The 17,821-nt window shown below is 70.1% G+C and carries 16 protein-coding genes; 7 read left to right on the top strand and 9 right to left on the bottom strand.

Annotated elements, in window-relative coordinates; genetic code table 11:
* Positions 1-53: 53 nt before the first annotated feature.
* From AB0B45_RS41865 to AB0B45_RS41850, 4 genes are all read left to right on the top strand, one after another.
* Positions 54-1,388 carry an extracellular solute-binding protein gene (locus AB0B45_RS41865; RefSeq protein WP_358142982.1) on the top strand — a complete coding sequence of 445 codons (1,335 nt, stop codon included), beginning with the start codon at positions 54-56 and terminating at the stop codon, positions 1,386-1,388.
* Positions 1,389-1,390: 2 nt separating this feature from the next.
* Positions 1,391-2,407: a sugar ABC transporter permease gene (locus tag AB0B45_RS41860; protein ID WP_358142981.1), complete on the top strand. Its 1,017-nt coding sequence runs from the start codon at positions 1,391-1,393 to the stop codon at positions 2,405-2,407.
* A complete protein-coding gene (locus AB0B45_RS41855) occupies positions 2,404-3,255 on the top strand; it encodes a carbohydrate ABC transporter permease (protein ID WP_358142979.1) in 852 nt (283 codons plus the stop codon). The genes AB0B45_RS41860 and AB0B45_RS41855 overlap by 4 nt, the downstream gene beginning before the upstream one ends.
* Positions 3,256-3,482: 227 nt before the next feature.
* Complete coding sequence (locus AB0B45_RS41850; RefSeq protein WP_358142978.1) at positions 3,483-4,913, top strand: glycoside hydrolase family 3 protein; 1,431 nt, start codon at positions 3,483-3,485, stop codon at positions 4,911-4,913.
* Here AB0B45_RS41850 and AB0B45_RS41845 read toward each other — a convergent pair whose 3' ends face one another.
* Positions 4,914-6,074 carry an ROK family transcriptional regulator gene (locus tag AB0B45_RS41845; protein WP_358142976.1) on the bottom strand — a complete coding sequence of 387 codons (1,161 nt, stop codon included), beginning with the start codon at positions 6,072-6,074 and terminating at the stop codon, positions 4,914-4,916.
* A gap of 52 nt (positions 6,075-6,126) precedes the next feature.
* Between AB0B45_RS41845 and AB0B45_RS41840 the strand changes: the two genes are divergently transcribed.
* From AB0B45_RS41840 to AB0B45_RS41830, 3 genes are all read left to right on the top strand, one after another.
* The gene (locus AB0B45_RS41840) at positions 6,127-7,956 is read left to right on the top strand and encodes an endonuclease/exonuclease/phosphatase family protein (RefSeq protein WP_358142974.1); all 1,830 of its coding nucleotides are present in this window, start codon (positions 6,127-6,129) and stop codon (positions 7,954-7,956) included.
* A gap of 8 nt (positions 7,957-7,964) precedes the next feature.
* Complete coding sequence (locus tag AB0B45_RS41835; protein ID WP_358142973.1) at positions 7,965-8,414, top strand: Rrf2 family transcriptional regulator; 450 nt, start codon at positions 7,965-7,967, stop codon at positions 8,412-8,414.
* 127 nt (positions 8,415-8,541) lie between these two features.
* On the top strand, positions 8,542-9,321 hold the full coding sequence (locus AB0B45_RS41830) for a DNA-formamidopyrimidine glycosylase family protein (protein WP_358142971.1): 780 nt from the start codon (positions 8,542-8,544) through the stop codon (positions 9,319-9,321).
* 9 nt (positions 9,322-9,330) lie between these two features.
* Here the strand turns inward: AB0B45_RS41830 and AB0B45_RS41825 are convergent, their stop codons facing one another.
* The 8 genes from AB0B45_RS41825 to AB0B45_RS41790 all read right to left on the bottom strand — a co-directional run bounded on the left by AB0B45_RS41825 (position 9,331) and on the right by AB0B45_RS41790 (position 17,782).
* Entirely contained in the window at positions 9,331-9,687 is a 357-nt protein-coding gene (locus AB0B45_RS41825) for a helix-turn-helix transcriptional regulator (protein ID WP_358143086.1), read from the bottom strand.
* A 256-nt stretch (positions 9,688-9,943) separates the two neighbouring features.
* Positions 9,944-10,447, bottom strand: a complete 504-nt coding sequence (locus AB0B45_RS41820) for a nicotinamide-nucleotide amidohydrolase family protein (RefSeq protein WP_358142970.1) — start codon at positions 10,445-10,447, stop codon at positions 9,944-9,946.
* Between the two features lie 4 nt (positions 10,448-10,451).
* Positions 10,452-11,024 (bottom strand): CDP-diacylglycerol--glycerol-3-phosphate 3-phosphatidyltransferase, encoded by a 573-nt coding sequence (pgsA, locus tag AB0B45_RS41815; protein WP_358142968.1) that lies wholly within the window; start codon positions 11,022-11,024, stop codon positions 10,452-10,454.
* A complete protein-coding gene (gene rimO / locus AB0B45_RS41810) occupies positions 11,021-12,430 on the bottom strand; it encodes a 30S ribosomal protein S12 methylthiotransferase RimO (RefSeq protein WP_358142966.1) in 1,410 nt (469 codons plus the stop codon). The genes pgsA and rimO overlap by 4 nt, the downstream gene beginning before the upstream one ends.
* A gap of 56 nt (positions 12,431-12,486) precedes the next feature.
* Positions 12,487-13,260 carry a RodZ domain-containing protein gene (locus tag AB0B45_RS41805; protein WP_358142964.1) on the bottom strand — a complete coding sequence of 258 codons (774 nt, stop codon included), beginning with the start codon at positions 13,258-13,260 and terminating at the stop codon, positions 12,487-12,489.
* Between the two features lie 76 nt (positions 13,261-13,336).
* A complete protein-coding gene (locus AB0B45_RS41800; protein WP_358142962.1) occupies positions 13,337-15,835 on the bottom strand; it encodes a DNA translocase FtsK in 2,499 nt (832 codons plus the stop codon).
* Positions 15,836-15,908: 73 nt separating this feature from the next.
* On the bottom strand, positions 15,909-16,817 hold the full coding sequence (locus AB0B45_RS41795; protein ID WP_358142960.1) for an aldose epimerase family protein: 909 nt from the start codon (positions 16,815-16,817) through the stop codon (positions 15,909-15,911).
* Entirely contained in the window at positions 16,814-17,782 is a 969-nt protein-coding gene (locus AB0B45_RS41790; protein WP_358142958.1) for a LacI family DNA-binding transcriptional regulator, read from the bottom strand. Before AB0B45_RS41790 ends, AB0B45_RS41795 begins: the two co-directional genes overlap by 4 nt.
* Positions 17,783-17,821: the final 39 nt, after the last annotated feature.

Genomic DNA, 17,821 nt, shown 5'->3' with positions numbered 1-17,821 from the left:
CGGCATCAAATGAGCGCAACCCCCGACGCGTTAGCCGGGAAGGGAGAACCCTAGTGAAGATCGCGAAGATCACGGCCGCCACGGCGACCACCGCCGCACTCGCGCTGGGCCTGGCAGCCTGTGGCTCGAGCGAGCCCGCACAGACCGCCGCGCCCGCCGCTTCCGGCTCCGCCGCCGCCTCCGAGGCCGGGCCCAAGTACGCGGGCAAGACCCTCAGCGTCTGGCGCCTTGGCGACAGCAACCCCGCGGCCGCCAAGTACATGGAAGAGCTGAACGCCGAGTTCAAGAAGCAGACCGGCGCCGATGTGAAGCTCGAGTGGATCCCGTGGCCGACGGTGAACGACAAGTTCGCCGCCGCCGCCACCGGCACGGGCGGCCCGGACGTCACCGAGATCGGCAACGACCAGGTGCCGCTGTGGCAGAGCCAGGATGCCCTGACCCCGGTGACCGACATCGCGCAGGCGGGCGACCAGTCGGCGATCCCGAAGAACCTGTTCGGCCTCGAGACCATCGACAACGAGGTCTACGGCGTGCCGTGGGGCGCGGGCGCGCGTGCGGTCCTCTACCGCGCCGACTGGTTCAAGGAGCTCAAGATCGAGGTTCCCAAGTCCTGGGACGAGCTCGTGACCGCGGCCAAGAAGATCCAGAAGGAGAAGGGCGCGGACGTCGACGGCTTCGCCTTCAACGGCGGCTCCGACGCCAACCACCTGCTCGGCGCGTTCGCCTGGTCCGAGGGCGGCGAGTACGCCGTCAAGGAGGGCGACAAGTGGGTCGGCAAGCTGACCGACCCGGCCTTCGCCAAGGGCTTCGAGACCTACACCGGCCTGGTGAAGGACGGCCTGTCAGGCAAGGCCCGCCTCACCCAGAACACGGTGGACATCCGCAAGCGGTTCGCCAACGACAAGGTCGGCATGTACCTGACCGCCGGTTGGGACCTGCCCGGCATCGAAGAGGACAGCAAGGGCAAGCTGAAGGGCGACAAGCTCGCCTTCTTCCCGCTGCCGGCCAAGACCGGCGGTGAGGCCCCCTCGTTCTTCGGCGGCAACGATATCGCGCTCTGGGGCAGCACGCAGCAGGCTGACCTGGGCAAGGAGTACATCAAGCTGGCCACGAGCAAGACCTGGGCGGACCGTTACGCCAAGGAGGGCGGCCTGCTGCCGATCTACCCCGACTCGCTGGCCGCACTGAACGAGGACCCGGCCCAGGGTCCGTTCGCCCGCGCGTTCGCCAAGGCCAAGGCCTTCCCCGCCGACCCGAACTGGACCGAGGCCAACGAGACCAAGGCCGTGCTCCAGAACGCGGCCAGGGCGGTCATCGAGGGCAAGAAGGACGCCGCGACGGCCCTCGGTGACGCCAACAAGGAACTCGAAGAGATCCTGAACCAGTAGTAATGACGAACACGTCTACGATCGCCCGGGGCGGGGGGAACTCCCCCGCCCCGGGGCGGCGCCGCAAGAGCTCCGCCCGCCCCGACCGGGCCAGCGGGCTCCCCACATGGGCGGTCCCGTACGTCCTGCTCGTGCCCGGACTGCTGGTGATCGCTGGACTCCTGCTCTACCCCATGGTCCAGCTGACCGTCATGGCCTTCCAGAAGGTCGGCCTGGCCCAGGTCAGGGGCACCAGGCCGGCGGAGTGGGTCGGCTGGGACAACTTCCAGAGAGTCCTCGACAACGAGATCTTCTGGTCGGCGCTCCGCAACACGGTCATCTTCGCGGTCGTGGCGGTGAGCCTCACCCTGATCGTGGGCACCGCCGTCGGGGTGCTGCTGAACAAGCTCGGCAAGAAGATGTCGCTGTTCGTCGTCATCGGCTGCATGTTCGCGTGGGCCGTGCCGCCCGTCGCGCAAGGCGTCATCTGGCGCTGGCTGTTCGACGCCGACGCGGGCATCATCAACTGGGCGCTGAACCTGCTTCCCGACGGCCTGTCCAGCCTTCTGCTCGGCAGGGCCGACTGGACGGGCGAGCCGTGGCTGAACGACGCGTTCACCCTCTACGTGGTCCTGGTCTTCTGCTTGGTGTGGGCGGGCTTCCCGTTCATCGCGGTCTCGGTGCTGGCGGGCCTGAAGGGCATTCCCGCCGAGCTCTACGAGGCGGCCAGGGTGGACGGCTCGGGCGCGTGGCGAACCTTCAGGAAGATCACCCTGCCGCTGCTGAGGCCGGTCTTCGCCGTCCTGACGGTCCTGTCGATCATCTGGGACTTCAAGGTCTTCAGCCAGCTCTACGTGCTGATGAACGGCCCGACCAACCGTGAGGCGTTCAACCTGTCGATGTACGCGGTGGCGGAGGCCTTCAAGCCGCCGCAGAAGCTCGGCAGTGGCGCCGCCATCTCCGTGATTCTGACGATCATCCTGCTGATCATCACGGTGGTGTACGTCCGGCAAATCGTGAAGCAGGAGGAAATGTCATGACTCCGATCGCCCGCAAGAGGCTCGGCAAGATCCTCCTCAACGGGGCAGGGGTCCTGGTCTTCCTCTACGCGACCTTCCCCGTGTACTGGATGGTCTCGACCGGCTTCAAGGCCAACGACCAGATCTTCACCACCGACTTCATCCCTTTCCCCACGCACTTCACCTTCGACCACTTCGCGCGGGTGCTCACCGAGGGCGTGGCCAACAACTCGATCTGGCTCTACATGCGCAACAGCGCGATCGTCGCGCTCGGCACGGTGCTGATCGGTTCGACGTTCGCGCTGCTGTCGGCCACGGCCATCGCCAGGTTCAGGTTCAAGGGCCGCGCGCCCTTCCTCATCGTGCTGCTGATCGTGCAGATGCTCCCCTCCGAGGGGCTGCTGATCCCGCTGTACATGATGGTCAAGCGCGTCGGCCTCGGCGACCAGCTGCTCGGCCTGATCGTCACGCAGGTGGCCCTCACCCTGCCCTTCGGCATCTGGATGCTGCGGACCTTCGTCGCCGCGGTGCCCAAGACCCTCGAAGAGGCGGCGTGGATCGACGGAGCCAGCCGGTTCACGACCTTCTGGAAGGTCCTGTTCCCGCTGGTCGCGCCCGGCCTGGTGGCGACGAGCATCTTCTCGTTCATCACCGCGTGGAACGATCTCGTCTTCGCGCTCTACCTCATGTCAGGCTCCGAGGGCTACACCATGCCCGTCGCCCTGCAGTTCTTCTTCGGACAGAAGGGCGTCGACTGGGGCGCGATCATGGCCGGGTCGACGCTGATGACGATCCCTGTCGTCATCTTCTTCCTTCTGGTGCAGCGCCGCATGGTCTCCGGCCTGGTGGCCGGCGCCGTGAAGGGCTGACCACCACCCCAGGTGCTCGTACGGCTGCCGCACACCCACGCGGCCGCCGTGCCTGACCCTGCCCACCAGCAGGGGGTACGGCTCGCGTCCCGGACAGCGGGCGCGCGGGCCGTACCGACTCTCCTGCCCACAGACCACACACACTCGCCCCCACCGGCTCGATCCACTCCACAACGAGAGGCATCGGACGACGAGGGGGTTCAACCGCCGAAAAGGGGAGTAAACCGATGAGTCAGAGTGATCGGGGGCTGCGCCGTCTAGCGGCCGGCACGCTGCTCGTCGCCTTCCAGGGCACCACCGCCCCGGACTGGGTCCTTCGCGAGCTGGAGGCCGGCCTCGGCGGCGTCACGCTCTTCGGCTTCAACGTCGCCGACCCCGCCCAGCTGAGCGATCTCACCACGGCGCTCAAGGCCGCGGGTGAGCCGGTCATCTCGCTGGACGAGGAGGGCGGCGACGTCACCCGCCTGGCCTATCACGTCGGCAGCCCCTATCCGGGCAACGCCGCCCTCGGCGCCGTGGACGACGTGGAGCTGACTCACCGCGTCTACCAGGCGATCGGCTCGGAGCTGGCCGCCTGCGGCGTGAACCTCGACATGGCGCCGGACGCCGACGTCAACACCGCCGACGACAACCCGGTGATCGGCACCCGCTCGTTCGGCAACGACACCGCGCTGGTCGCCAGGCACACCGTCGCCGCCGTCCGCGGCCTGCAGTCGGTGAACGTCGCCGCCTGCGTCAAGCACTTCCCGGGCCACGGCGCCACCAGGGTCGACTCCCACCTGGCCGTCCCGGTGGTCGACGTCTCCCTGGACGTGCTCCGCGAGCGGGAGCTGGTGCCCTTCCAGGCGGCGATCAAGGCGGGCGCGAAGTCCGTCATGACCGCGCACGTCGCGGTCCCGGTGATCACCGGGGACCAGCCCGCGACGCTGTCGGCCGCCGCGCTGACCGAGCTCCTCAGAGGTGAGCTCGGCTACCGGGGCGTCGTGATCACCGACGCGCTCGACATGCACGCGATCACCAAGAGCGTGGGCCTCGCCGGAGGCGCGGTCCGCACGCTGGCCGCCGGCTCCGACCTGCTGTGCCTCGGCCCGGTGCCGTCCTACGACGACGTCCGGCAGATCATCGCGGAGATCGTCGCCGCGGTGGGCGACGGGCGGCTCCCGCTGTCCCGGCTGGAGGAGGCCGCCGCCCACGTGGCCGAGCTGCGTGCCTGGTTCGGCTCGGGCACGGCCGCCGACGTCGAGGAGGGCATCGGCCTGGACGCGGCCCGCAGGGCGGTCAGCGTCACCGGCGCCACCAACCCGCTGCGCGACCCGCTGGTGATCGAGATCGACACCCCGCCCACCATCGCGGTCGGCGACGTGCCGTGGGGTCTCGACCTGCCCACGGCGGAGACCGTACGGCTCAAGCCCGCCGACGCCGACCCCGACACGCTGCTGCGCAGGGCCGACGGCCGCTCGCTCGTCGTGGTGGTGAAGGACGCGCACCGCTACACCGACAGCAGGGACCTGGTGACCGCGCTGGTGAGCGCCCGCCCCGACGCCACCGTCATCGAGATGGGCCTGCCGATCTGGCGGCCCGACAGCGCCGCCTACATCGCGACGTACGGCGCGGCGAGGGCGAACGCGCAGGCGGCCGTCGAGCTGCTGACCGCCTGATCAGGACGCGAAGACCTCCTCTCGGGCCTGGTCGAGGGCCGCGAGGACGGCGCCGCGCAGCACGGGGTTGTCCTCCACGGAGCTGGTGACGACCTCGGGCCTGATCGGGCAGATCCTGGCCACGGCCTCCTCCACCCGCGTGGTGAGCGCCGAGCCGCCCGCCTTGCCGACGTCGCCGCCGAGCACGACGAGCCCGGGGTCGAGCACCACGCACACCGAGGCCACGCCGAGCGCGAGCCGGTGGGCGATCTCGTCGAGCAGCGGCGCGCCCCGCTCTCCGGCGGCGACCGCCTCGGCGATGCCGCCGAAGCCGTAACTCTGGGCGAGCTCCTGCACCGCCACCGCGCTGACCAGCGACTGCAGGCCGCCGGCCAGGGACGGCAGCCGTCCCGGCACCGCCCTGACGTCCTCGGCGAGCGGCACGCCGGGCACGGGCAGGTAGCCGATCTCGCCCGCGCTGCCCGACCGGCCCCTGTGGAGCCTGCCGCCGAGCATCACCGCGAGGCCGAGGCCGCGCCCGGCCCACAGCAGCACGAAGTCGTCTACGCCCTTGGCCGCGCCCGACGCGCGCTCGGCCAGGGCGGCCAGGTTGACGTCGTTCTCGATCGTGACCTCGCGCTTGAGGTCTCCCGCCAGCGCCTCGTGGATGCCTTCGTGCCAGCCCGGCAGGTCGAAGGAGAAGCGCACGTCGCCGCTGCGCGGGTCGACGACGCCCGGCGTGCCGATCACCACGCCACGCAGTTTGGCCAGGCTGACCTTGCCGCTGCGGCAGGCCTTGACGACGGCGCTGTGGACGACGGAGACGGGGTCGTCGCTCCCGTTGGGCGCGACCGTCACCTCGGCGATCGTGCGGCCGTGGATGTCGGCGATAGCGGTGGAGACGAACTCGGGCCCGACGTCGAGGCCCGCGACGTAGGCGCTGGAGGCGACCACGGAGTAGAGGGCCGCGTTGGGACCGCGTCCTCCCGCCTGCTCACCGACCACCTCGACCAGACCGCGCTCCTCCAGCCTCGAGAGAGTCTGGGAGGCGGTCACCTTCGAAAGGCCGGTGTGATCGCCGATCTGGCCGCGGGTCATCGGTCCTGTCGCGAGCAGCAACTCCAGTGCGGCCCGGTCGTTGATCTCCCTCAGCAACCTGGGCACACCAGGACGTCGCTCCACGTTCAAAGCTTAGCCCTCTTGCCTGACGGCTCGCATGACGTGCGGATGGCTCATGCTCCTGCTCGCCTTAGGTCTCGCCCTCCTGTGCGACGTGCTGCGCGTCTTCCTTCCCTCGCTGATCACGCTGTTCGGCCGCGCGGGCGAGACGCCCGCCGAGCTCATGGGCCTCTACGCCGCCGCCTGGTTCGTCCTGCCGTGCCTGGCCCCGCTGCTGCGGCCCCGATGGTCTCTGCTCGGCGGCGCGGCCGTCCTGGTCGTGGCGCGGCTGGGCCTTCAGGCCTTCGACGGCGGCACACCGCAGCTCGCGCTCGCCTCGGCGGGCGTCAGCGCGGGCCTGTTCTTCCTGTACGGCTGCGCCCGCACGCTGCCCCGCGCCGCCGTCCCCACCGGCATCGCCGGCGGCCTGGCGTTCGCGGTCACCGTCCACCTGCTGCTCGACGGCGTGGACCTGGTCTGGCGCGACGGCCCCCTCCCCTGGCTCGCCGTCCTCACGCTGTGCGCCGCCTTCCTCGCCCTCGTACGGCAGGCGCCCCCGCCCTCCGGCGACCTCGCGCCCGGCACCGCCTGGTTCCTGCTCGGCCCCTCCCTGCTACTCGTCGGCATGAGCGCGGGCCTGTCCACGGCCGCGTGGCACGACCGGCCGCTGTGGCTGGCCGCCTTCGCGCTCGGCCTGGCGCTCATGGTGTGGCCGCCCGCCTTCCCCTGGTCGGCGTTCGTGTACGCGGCCCTCCTGTGCGGCGGCACCGCCGTGATGCTCAACACGGGCCAGGGCGCGCTGGTCCCGGTGGGCGTCGGTGGCCTGCTCGCGGCGGCGGGCCGCCATGGACACGTGGTCAGGCGGCCGGGCGCGGGCCTGCTCGGCGGCGGGCTGGTGTTCCTGGTGGGCGTGTTCGGCTACTACGCGGCCTACGACCTGGACCTGGGCTTCCCCAACGCCCTGGTGGTGGTCGCCGTCGCGCTGACCGCGGCCGTCACCGCCGGGGCGGGTGCGCAGGCGAAGGCGCCCACGAGCTTCTCGTGGCGGCCGCTCGTGGCGGCGATCGTGATCGCGGGGCTCGCGCTCGTGCCGGGGTGGCGGGCTTCGCCCGCCGTACAGGAGAAGCAGGGCGCCTCGTTCACGCTCGTCGCCTACAACATCAGGATGGGCTTCGGACTCGACGGGCGGCTGTCGCTGGACGAGATCGCCGCGTGGGCGGCGGGCGAGCGGCCCGACGTGGTGCTGCTCAGCGAGGTCGACAGGGGCTGGCTGCTCAACGGCGGGCACGACGACCTCGACAGGATCGCCCGCGGCCTGGGCATGCGGGCCTACTTCGCCCCGGCGGCCGACCAGGTGTGGGGCGACGCCCTGCTGACGAACCTGCCGGTGAAGCAGCTGGCCTCGCACCCGCTCGGCAAGCACGGCTACCCGACGCTCGCCCAGGCGCAGGCCGCCGTGATCGAGGTGGGCGGCAGGGAGGTCGGCATCGTCAACACCCACCTGCAGTCGCCCGCCGGGCAGGCGCCCGAGGTGGCCGCGCTGGTGCGCAACCTGGCCTCGGGCCTGAGCGCCGCCGAGGCGGGAGGCGGTGCCGCCGGACCCATGAGCGCGGGAGGGGACGCCGCGGCCGGAGCGCGGCGGCCCGTCGTCCTGGCCGGTGATCTCAACACGAGGCCTGGCGACCCCGAGATGCGCGTCATGGAGTCCGCGGGCCTGTCCGATCCGCTGACGGCATTGGGCGATCCGGCCACCTCGCCGGCTGACGCGCCCCTCGACAGGATCGACCACGTGCTGATCACCAGCGGATTGGCGGCCGAATCGGCCGAGGTACCGCGCCTGCCGTACTCGGATCATCTGCCGGTGAAGGCGACCATGCGCATAACCAGTGTTGACCAGGAGGGATAATCGACAACATGCGCCTTTCCGCTCGTGTCGACTACGCCCTCCGTGCCGCCGCCGAACTCGCCGCAGCCGGGGCAGGCCCGACCACCGTGGGCGAACTCGCCAAAGAGCAGGACATGCCGCCCAAATACCTGGAAAACATCCTGCTCCAGATGCGCCGCGCCGGGCTCGTCCGCGGCCAGCGCGGTCCCGAGGGCGGTTACGTGCTGGCCAGGCCCGCGGCGGAGATCTCCCTGGCCGACGTGATCCGCGCGGTCGACGGCCCGCTGGCCAACGTGCGCGGCGAGCGCCCCGAGCACGTCGGCTACCGCGGGCCCGCCGAGTCGCTCCAGCAGGTGTGGATCGCCCTGCGCGCGACCGAGCGGTCCATCCTCGAGGAGGTCACGCTGGATCACGTGGCCACCGGCGCGTTGCCGGAGAGCGTGCGGTCGCTGGCCGCCGACCCCGCCGCCTGGGACTGACCTCTCGCCCACCGAAACAGCGCGAGCGCGGGCCTGATGAACGACTGCCTCACCACCGGCGACCGTCCCAGGGTCGAAGCGGCCCTGGACGAGCCGACCGGCCTCGTCGACGAATGGGTGAGCGCCCATGCCGGAGGGTGACGCCGTCTACCGGACCGCGAAGCGCCTGCGCCAGGCGCTCGACGGCCGCGTGCTGACCAGATCCGACTTCAGGGTGCCGCGCCACGCCACCGCCGACCTGACAGGCCGCGCGGTCACGCGGACCGTGTCGTACGGCAAGCACCTGCTCACCAGGGTCGAGGGCGGCCTGACCGTGCACACGCACCTGCGCATGGACGGAAGCTGGGTCGTCATGCCCGAGGGACGCCGGTTCCCGCAGGACGACAGGGTGCGGCTCGTGCTGGCCAACGCCGAATGGCAGGCGGTCGGCGTCCGGCTGGGGATGGTGGACCTGCTCAGAACCGAGCACGAGGACAGCGTGGTCGGCCACCTCGGGCCCGACCTGCTCGGCCCGGACTGGAATCAGGACGAAGCGGTCGCCAGGCTGCGGAGGAATCCGGACACGACGATCGGGGAGGCGCTGCTCGACCAGCGCAACCTCGCGGGGATCGGCACGATCTACCGTGCGGAGACACTTTTCCTCAGAGGAGTGTCACCCTGGCGCCCCGTCGGCGCCATAGCCGATCTCGACGGCCTGGTCTCGCTCGCCCAGCGGCTGCTGGAGGCGAACAAGGATCACGCGGGCACCATTACCACGGGTGATCGCCGTCGCGGCTTCGAGACCTGGGTTTATGGCAGGGCTGGGAGACCCTGCCGCCGATGCGGATCTCGCATCAGGCGCGGGGAGATGGGGGCACGGCCACAGGAGCGGCTGATCCTGTGGTGTGACCGCTGCCAACCGGGCTGAGCCCAGCCGTCAGGCGGCCACCATGTCCTTGACTTCGGGGAACACCGAGTCGGAGATCGACCCGGGGACCGTCTCGGACAGTGGCAGGCGCTCTCGCTCCGGCACATCCGCCATCACAGGAGCAGCTTGGAGCTCCGCCAGCGCGAACTGGTCGGAAACCTCACGCAACACTTGCGAAAGCGGCACGCCGAGTGCGCCACAGATCGAGGCGAGCAGCTCGGACGAGGCCTCTTTCTGACCACGCTCGACCTCGGACAGGTAGCCCAGAGACACGCGCGCCAGCGTCGACACCTCACGCAGGGTGCGTCCCTGTCGCACCCTCAGCCGCCTCAGAACGTCTCCAAGAAGCTGACGCAGCAGAATCATCTGTCGCTCCCTCCCCGGCACGGTGGTCTTCTTCACCGTGCCATGCGCGATCGGATCGTGCCGCCCGTTCTTCCTCTTCGCTTCGTACATACTCCTCGCCGTCATCATCGGGCGCCTGCGCGGATCGTTGGGCCCGCCAGCGCTTGCGGGGCTTGCAGATGGCTCACGGACCTCACTCACAGCTCCACCGTACCCGTATCCACCGACACCGCGTCAGACCGTGGTTCGCATGTTCGCTCGGGACGTAACACGGTAATCACCCGGAATGTTCCCCCATGTTCGCCTTAAGCACACCTGCGAGGAGATCTACGGCCTCGTCCACGGTTCTTTGCCTGATGCGCCCGCGCGAGCCACCCCGCACCAGATCGCGGTGCCAGATTCTGCCCTCAGGGCCGCTCAGCGCCACGTGGACGGTGCCGACCGCCTTTCCGTCCTGCGGGTCAGGCCCGGCCACTCCGGTGACCGCCAGGCCGTACGTGGCGCCGCAGAGCCGCGCGACCCCCCGCGCCATGGCCGCGGCCACCTCGGGGTGCACCGCGCCCTCCCGTTCGAGCAGCTCCCCCGGTACGGCCAGCAGCTCCCGTTTCAGGTCGGTGGCGTAGCTGATGACGCCTCCCCTGAAGGCCGCGGAGGCCCCGCCCATCGCGGTGAAGGTCGCGCCAAGCAGCCCTCCGGTGAGCGACTCCGCCACGGCGAGCGTCGCCTCCTGCCGGATCAGCAGCTCGATCACGCCCGCGGCGCCCAGCACGTCGGTCCGCATCAACTCACTCCGCCCTGGCCCGCTTGGCCACCTGCCTCAGCCTGATCGCGCGGATGACGTAGTCGACGCCCGTGACGACGGTCACGACCAGCGCGGCCCCCATGGCCACCCAGCGGATCACGTCCGGCATGTCGGGAAGAAGGTAGAGGACGATCGCCGCGATCTGCAGCACGGTCTTGACCTTGCCGCCGTAGCTGGCCGGTATGACACCGTGCCTGATCACGATGAAGCGCAGCAGGGTGATGCCGAGCTCACGGCCGAGGATCACGACCGTGACCCACCACGGCAGCTCGTTCAGGATCGACAGGCTCACCAGCGCCGCTCCGGTGAGCGCCTTGTCGGCGATCGGATCGGCGATCTTCCCGAAGTCGGTGATCAGGTGGTAGCGCCTGGCCAGCTCGCCGTCGAGGTGGTCGGTGATCGAGGCCACCCCGAACACCCCCAGGGCCGCGTACCTCCAGCCGGTGCCCGGCAGGAACAGGCAGACGACGAAGAAGGGGACGAGCGCCAACCTGAGCACCGTGAGGACGTTGGCGATGTTCCACGGGCTCACCACCCGACGCTCGTCTCGGGTCATGGACCCGCGGCCTTGATCCGGGCGATCAGATCGACCCCCTCGGCATCGACCACGATCGCCCTGACGATCTGCCCAGGGACCAGGCCAATGCCCTGAACGGTGACGGAACCGTCGACCTCGGGACCCTGATGGGCCGCCCTGCCCTCGTAGCCGCCGTCGCCGAGGTCCTCGTCGATCAGCACGTCGACCTCTGTGCCGATGCGCTCCTCCGCGCGCTGCGAGGTCAGCTCCTCGGCCAGCTCGGTGAGGATGCGCACCCGCTCGTCAACGATCTCCTGCTCGACCTTCGACTCGAACGTGGCGGCCTCGGTGCCGTCCTCGTCGGAGTAGCCGAAGACGCCGATGACGTCGAGTCTGGCCTCCTCGAGGAAACCGACCAGCTCGCCGAACTCCTCGTCGGTCTCGCCGGGGAAGCCGACGATGAAGTTGGAGCGCACGCCCGCCTCGGGGGCCTTGGCCCTGACCTGCTCCAGCAGGCCGAGGAAACGCTCGGGGTCGCCGAAACGGCGCATCCTGCGCAGGACGGTGCCGCTGGCGTGCTGGAAGGACAGGTCGAAGTAGGGCGCGATGCCCTCGGTCGCGGCGATGACGTCGAGCAGCCCAGGGCGCAGCTCGGCGGGCTGTAGGTAGCTGACCCGCACCCGCTCGATCCCCTCGACCGCGGTCAGCTGCGGCAGCAGCTTCTCCAGCGCGCGCAGGTCGCCCAGGTCCTTGCCGTAGGAGGTGGAGTTCTCGCTCACCAGGACCAGTTCGCGTACCCCGCGGTGGGCCAGCCAGTCGGCCTCGGCCAGCAGCTCCTCAGGAGCGCGCGAGACGTAGGCGCCACGGAAGGCGGGGATCGCGCAGAACGAACAGCGGCGGTCGCAGCCGGAGGCCAGCTTCAGCGAGGCGACGGGGCTCTCGTCGAGGCGCTTGCGCAGCACGCGGGGGCCGCTGGCGGGCGCGAGACCCGCCGGAAGGTCGCCGTGGCCAGGGATGCTCGCCTTGGCGGCGGAGCGCTCCACCGGCGAGATCGGCAGCAGCGTACGGCGGTCGCGCGGCGTGTGCGGCTTGAGCGCCCTGCCGGCCAGCACGTCGTCGAGGCGCTCCCCGATCTCGGCGTAGTCGTCGAAGGAGATCACCGCACTGGCCTCTGGCAGCGCCTCGGCCAGCTCGTTGCCGTAGCGCTCGGCCATGCAGCCCGCGGCGACCACCTTGGCACCGGAGTCGGCGGCGGCCAGCAGCGTGTCGATGGAGTCTTTCTTCGCCGAGTCGATGAAGCCGCAGGTGTTGACGACGACGACCTCGGCGTCGTCGTCGCCCAGCTGCCAACCGGCAGCATCAAGTCGCGCGGCGAGCTCCTCGGAGTCGACCTCGTTGCGCGCACAGCCCAGAGTGATCAGCGATACGGTTCGGCGGGATGACATGGTGGACACTACGGTATCGGCACTTGGCCACTACCGACGCACCTCCCCCGCACTAGTCATCGCGGACGGGGCACAGACGGCCCGAAGGTCCTCCTGACCAGTTCGCCCTTCGCGCCGGGTGTTCCCAGGTCCTTACCGTTGACCTGGAGCGACACCGCCCCGGCGTCGTGCATGGTCATGTCGACCGTCTTCTTGGCCGTCCACGTGGAGGTCTTGCCCGCCTTCAGCGTGCCCGCGAAGAGCTTGCGCCCCTCCGCGTCGCGCACGTTGAGGTAGGACGACCGCTTGGCCTTCACCTTGACGACCACCATGTCGGTCTTCTTCTGCGTGGACAGCGCCGCCGCGCGGCGGGCCGGGCCCCCGCTCGGCGCCAGGCTCGCGTTCGGTGGCACGCTCGGCACCGAGGAGGCGGGCTGGACGTCCGCCGTGGGCACCTCGCCCGCCCCGCCCATCACCCTGACGACGCCGAAGACCACCACGATGGCCAGCGCGACGCCCAGCGCCATCGTCCAGTTGGGTCCCCTGCGCTCGCGCAGCTTCAGCCCCTTGAAGTTCTGGAAGACGGCCGCCGCCCTCAAGGGCTGCGACACGCCGCCGTGCTGCACGTCGTAGAGATGCGCCATGGCCTCGGGGTCGGCGCCCACCTCCTTGGCGATGGCCCTGACGTGGCCCCTGGCGTAGAAATCACCCCCGCACATGGAGAAGTCGTCCCGCTCGATGGCGTACAGGAGCGCCTCGCGGATCCGGGTGATCGCGCTCAGTTGGCCGACTGTCAGCCCTGCCACGTGCCTGGCCTCGGCCAATATGGCACCAATGCTCTGTTCGTTCACGACGAACGCCTCCCCGCCCCGACGTTGCGTAGTTACTCCTATTCAATCAGTAATCGTCGGCAACGGTGCGCAGGGGTCACTCTCCCCGCAAGTCGGCCAGCAATCCGGGCAGGTCGTCGGGCTTCAACAGCACCTCGCGGGCCTTGGAACCCTCGCTGGGGCCGACGACGCCGCGCGACTCCAGCAGGTCCATCAGGCGGCCCGCCTTGGCGAACCCGACCCTGAGCTTGCGCTGGAGCATCGAGGTCGAGCCGAACTGGGTGGTGACGATCAACTCGGCGGCCTGGATCAGCACGTCGAGGTCGTCGCCGATCTCCTCGTCGATCTCCTTCTTGACCGCGACGGCGGCCACGTCGTCGCGGTACTCGGCCTGCATCTGCTGCTTGCAGTGCCCGACGATCCCGGCGATCTCCTTCTCGGAGACGAACGCGTTCTGGATGCGGATCGGCTTGCTCGCGCCCATCGGCAGGAAGAGCGCGTCACCCTGGCCGACCAGCTTGTCCGCGCCGGGCTGGTCGAGGATGACCCGGGAGTCGGTGAGCGAGGACACCGCGAAGGCCAGGCGGGAGGGGACATTGGCCTTGATGAGTCCGGTGACGACGTCGACGGAGGGCCGCTGCGTGGCGATCACCAGGTGGATGCCCGCCGCGCGGGCGAGCTGGGTGATGCGGACGATGGAGTCCTCGACGTCGCGGGGGGCGACCATCATGAGGTCGGCGAGCTCGTCGACGATCACCAGCAGGTACGGGTAGGGCTGGTAGACGCGCTCGCTGCCGGGCGGCGGCACCAGCTTGCCCGCCTTGACGGCCTTGTTGAACTCGTCGACGTGCCTGAAGCCGCTGGCGGCCAGGTCGTCGTAGCGGCGGTCCATCTCGCCCACCACCCATTCGAGGGCCTCGGCGGCCTTCTTGGGGTTGGTGATGATCGGCGTGATCAGGTGGGGGATGCCCTCGTAGACCGACAGCTCCACGCGCTTGGGGTCGACGAGCACCATGCGCACCTCGTCGGGGGTGGCGCGCATCAGGATGCTGGTGATGAGGCCGTTGACGCAGACGGACTTGCCCGCGCCGGTGGCGCCCGCGATGAGCAGGTGCGGCATCTTGGCCAGGTTGGCCACGATCGTACGGCCCTCGACGTCCTTGCCGAGGCCGACGATCATCGGGTGGTGGTCGGCCTGGGCGACCTGCGCGCGCAGGACGTCGCCAAGCGCGACCAGGTCCTTGTCGGCGTTGGGGATCTCGACGCCGATCGCCGACTTGCCGGGGATGGGGGACAGGATCCTGACATCAGCCGACTTGACGGCGTAGGCGATGTTCTTGGCGAGCGCGGTGACCTTCTCCACCTTCACGGCCGGGCCGAGCTCGATCTCGTAGCGCGTGACGGTCGGGCCGCGAGTGAAGCCGATCACCTGCGCGTCGATGGCGAACTGCTCGAGAACGCTGGTCAGCGCGTTGACGACCGTGGTGTTGGCCTTGGTCTGCGGCTTGGGCGCCGTGCCAGGGCTGAGCGACTGCAGGTCGGGCAGGACATAGGGGCCCGCCTGGGGCGACAGCACCAGCTGCTCGACCTTGCGCGGCGCGGGGGTCGGCTCAGGCGGCGCGGTGGGCTGCCGCGGCGGCTCCGGCGCCTCCTGCGGCTCGTCGTCGACCAGGCCGGGGACGATCTCGGGAGAGTGCTTGTCCTTCTCCGCGATCACGGGGCTGTCGTACGGCTTGACGCTGTCGGGCAGGTCCTGCTTCTTCGTCCTGACCCGCTTCTTGCCCGTCTCGCCCTGCCTGGGCGGCGCGCTCTTGTCGAACAGCATGTGGCGCAGCTCTGCCAGCCGTTCGGGGATCCTGTGCACGGGCGTGGCGGTGATCACCAGCACGCCGAAGCCCGACAGGAGCAGCAGCAGGGGGATGGTCACCCACGCGGGCAGAATGCTGGCGGGCGGCGCGGAGATGATGAACCCGACCATGCCGCCGGCCGCCGACACCTTGTCCATGCCGTCGGTGGCGTCACCTGCCGGGTACGGCACGTCGTTGACCACGTGGATGACGCCGAGCACACCGGTCAGCAGCGCGCTCCAGCCGATCACCATGCGCCCCGTGTCGGCGTTCTGGTCGGGGTGGCGCAGGAAGCGCCAGGCCAGCAGGCCGAGCAGCAGCGGGATCGCCCACGCGAGCGAGCCGAAGACGCCGTGCACGACGACGCTGACGACTTCGGAGACCGTTCCCTTCGACTGCCGCCACGTCATGGCTGCCAGCACGATCGCGCCCGCCAGCACCGCCAGGCCCGCCCCGTCGCGCCGGTGGACGGGGTCGAGCTCGCGCGCCTGGTTGCCCAGGGCTCTGGCGGCGCTGCCTATGCCGTTGGCCACCAGCATCCACAGGCCGACGATCAGCTTGCCGATCATGGTGAAGACCCAGCTGATCGGGTCCTGGTGGGTGGCGGGGGGTCTGCGGGCCGAGGCCGTCGTCTTCGCCTTGGGTCGCGCGGACGACTGGGCTGTCGTCCGCTTGGCCGGAGTCGAGCGTGACGAGGTCGGTCGCTTCGCCGGCCCCTTCGATGCGCCTTTCGGCGTACGGGTGGCCATGATGCCAAAGGTACGTCGGAGACCACGGCGATGGCGCGGAGGCTCGCCGATGTCCCTGATGTCTAGTTCGGCATCAGCAGCCGGCGGGGAAGCGGTAGACCGTCGTCGAGGTGAAGGTCTCGCCGGGCCGCAGCACCGTCGAGGGGAAGTGCTCCTGGTTGGGCGAGTCGGGGAAGTGCTGCGTCTCCAGGCAGAACCCGGCGTGCCTGCCGTACGGCGTGGCGACCCCGTCGAGCATCCCGCCCGAGTAGAACTGGACGCCCGGCTCGGTGGTGGAGACCTCCATGACGCGCCCGCTGACCGGCTCGACGACCCTGATCCCGCCGTCGAGGACGAAGCAGTGGTCCTCCCAGCCGCCGATCGGGCGCGGCTCGGTGAAGTCGAACTCGGTGCCCTTCACGGGGGCAAGCTCGCCCGTCGGGATCTTCCCCTCGTCCACCGGGAGGTAGTGCTCGGCCTCCATCTGCAGCACATGCCCCAGCACGTCGCCGCCTCCCGCGAGGTTGAAGTAGGAGTGGTTGGTCAGGTTGAGCACGGTGGGAGCGTCGGTGGTGGCGGTGTAGTCGAGGCGCAGCGCGCGGTCGGCGAGGGTGTAGGTGATCGAGGCGGTCAGCGTGCCCGGGTAGCCCTGGTCGCCGTCGGGGCTGACCAGTTCGAGCGTGACGGCCGAGTCCGAGGCCGAGGTCACGTGCCAGATCCGCTTGTCGAAGCCGTCGGGGCCGCCGTGGAGACTGTTGTCGCCGTTGTTGACCGGCAGCCGGTGGGCGATGCCGTCGAGGGTGAAGCGGCCGCCCGCGATGCGGTTGCCGTACCTGCCGACGACGGCGCCGAAGTAGCGGCTGCGGGTGCGGTAGTCCTCGGGGTCCTCCAGGCCGAGGACCACGTTCACGCCGTCCACCTCCAGCGACTGCAGGGCCGCGCCGTAGGTCAGTACGGCCGCGCGCAGCCCCTCGCTGGACAGTTCGTGACGCTCGATGCTCACCTGCGTGCCTCTCCTGTCGATTCGCGGACGACCAGGCTGGTCTCCAGCGTCGTCACTCCCGGAGCGCCTTCGGCGTCGACGGAGTGCAGCAGCATGTCGACGGCCATACGTCCGGCGGCGGCCGTCGGCATCGCGATCGTCGTCAGCTTGGGGCTGCCGAGCCTGCCGGGCACGATGTCGTCCACCCCGATCACGCTCATGTCGCGCGGCACCACGGTGCCGCGTTCGGCCAGCCCCTCCATCAGCCCGAGGGCCACCAGGTCGTTGTAGGCGAGCACGCCCGTCGCCCCTGAGGCGAGCACGTCGGTCACCGCCGACATGCCGCCGAGCTCCGTCGGCGGGTTGGGGCCGAGGAAGACCACGTCGGCCTCGCCTGTCGCGGCGGCCGCCTGCATCTCCTTGCTCGTCCACGACCCGCTCGGCCCCGTGACCAGGGCGATCCTGCGGTGTCCGAGCCCGACCAGGTGCTCGATCGCCAGCCTGGCGCCCCTGCCGACGTCCATCAGCACGGTCGGCATGCCCTTCACCCTGCGGTTGACGACCACGAGCGGCACGTCCTCGCCGAGCCGCTCGATCGTCTTGTTCGTCAGGCGGGGGCTGCACAGCAGCACGCCGTCGACCTGCTTGGCGAAGGCCTGGATCAGCTCCTCCTCCACCTGCGGGTCCTCGTCGGTGTCGGCGACGAACACGTGGTAGTCGCGCAGCCTCGCCTGGGCCTGCGCCGCCTTGATCAACGACGAGAAGAAGGGGTTGGCGATGTCGGCCACGATCAGCCCGACATTGTGGGTCCTGCCCGTGGTCAGCGCCCTCGCCGCCCTGTTCGGCCGATAGCCGAGGTCGTCGGCCACCGCGAGCACTCTCGTACGCGTCGCGGCGTTCACCAGATGGGGCGCGGAGAAGGTGCGCGACACCGTCGACACGTGCACCCCCGACGCCCGCGCGACGTCCCGGATCGTCACCGTCACACCCGGCCTCCTCCGACCACTCGCCCGCACTCTACTGCA

This window comes from Nonomuraea sp. NPDC049152 (genome assembly GCF_040648355.1).
GTDB lineage: Bacteria > Actinomycetota > Actinomycetes > Streptosporangiales > Streptosporangiaceae > Nonomuraea.
Note: the sequence above shows the minus strand (reverse complement) of the source record. Positions and strands in the feature narration are given on the sequence as shown.

What these genes read in the sequence shown, in the direction of transcription:
- AB0B45_RS41835 (WP_358142973.1), top strand. Translation starts at nt 7,965, where the DNA reads ATGCGCCTTTCCGCTCGTGTCGACTACGCCCTCCGTGCCGCCGCCGAA.
- AB0B45_RS41855 (WP_358142979.1), top strand. Translation starts at nt 2,404, where the DNA reads ATGACTCCGATCGCCCGCAAGAGGCTCGGCAAGATCCTCCTCAACGGG.
- AB0B45_RS41825 (WP_358143086.1), bottom strand. Translation starts at nt 9,687, where the DNA reads ATGATTCTGCTGCGTCAGCTTCTTGGAGACGTTCTGAGGCGGCTGAGG.
- AB0B45_RS41840 (WP_358142974.1), top strand. Translation starts at nt 6,127, where the DNA reads ATGCTCCTGCTCGCCTTAGGTCTCGCCCTCCTGTGCGACGTGCTGCGC.
- AB0B45_RS41850 (WP_358142978.1), top strand. Translation starts at nt 3,483, where the DNA reads ATGAGTCAGAGTGATCGGGGGCTGCGCCGTCTAGCGGCCGGCACGCTG.
- AB0B45_RS41860 (WP_358142981.1), top strand. Translation starts at nt 1,391, where the DNA reads ATGACGAACACGTCTACGATCGCCCGGGGCGGGGGGAACTCCCCCGCC.
- rimO (WP_358142966.1), bottom strand. Translation starts at nt 12,430, where the DNA reads ATGTCATCCCGCCGAACCGTATCGCTGATCACTCTGGGCTGTGCGCGC.
- AB0B45_RS41830 (WP_358142971.1), top strand. Translation starts at nt 8,542, where the DNA reads ATGCCGGAGGGTGACGCCGTCTACCGGACCGCGAAGCGCCTGCGCCAG.
- AB0B45_RS41800 (WP_358142962.1), bottom strand. Translation starts at nt 15,835, where the DNA reads ATGGCCACCCGTACGCCGAAAGGCGCATCGAAGGGGCCGGCGAAGCGA.
- AB0B45_RS41820 (WP_358142970.1), bottom strand. Translation starts at nt 10,447, where the DNA reads ATGCGGACCGACGTGCTGGGCGCCGCGGGCGTGATCGAGCTGCTGATC.
- pgsA (WP_358142968.1), bottom strand. Translation starts at nt 11,024, where the DNA reads ATGACCCGAGACGAGCGTCGGGTGGTGAGCCCGTGGAACATCGCCAAC.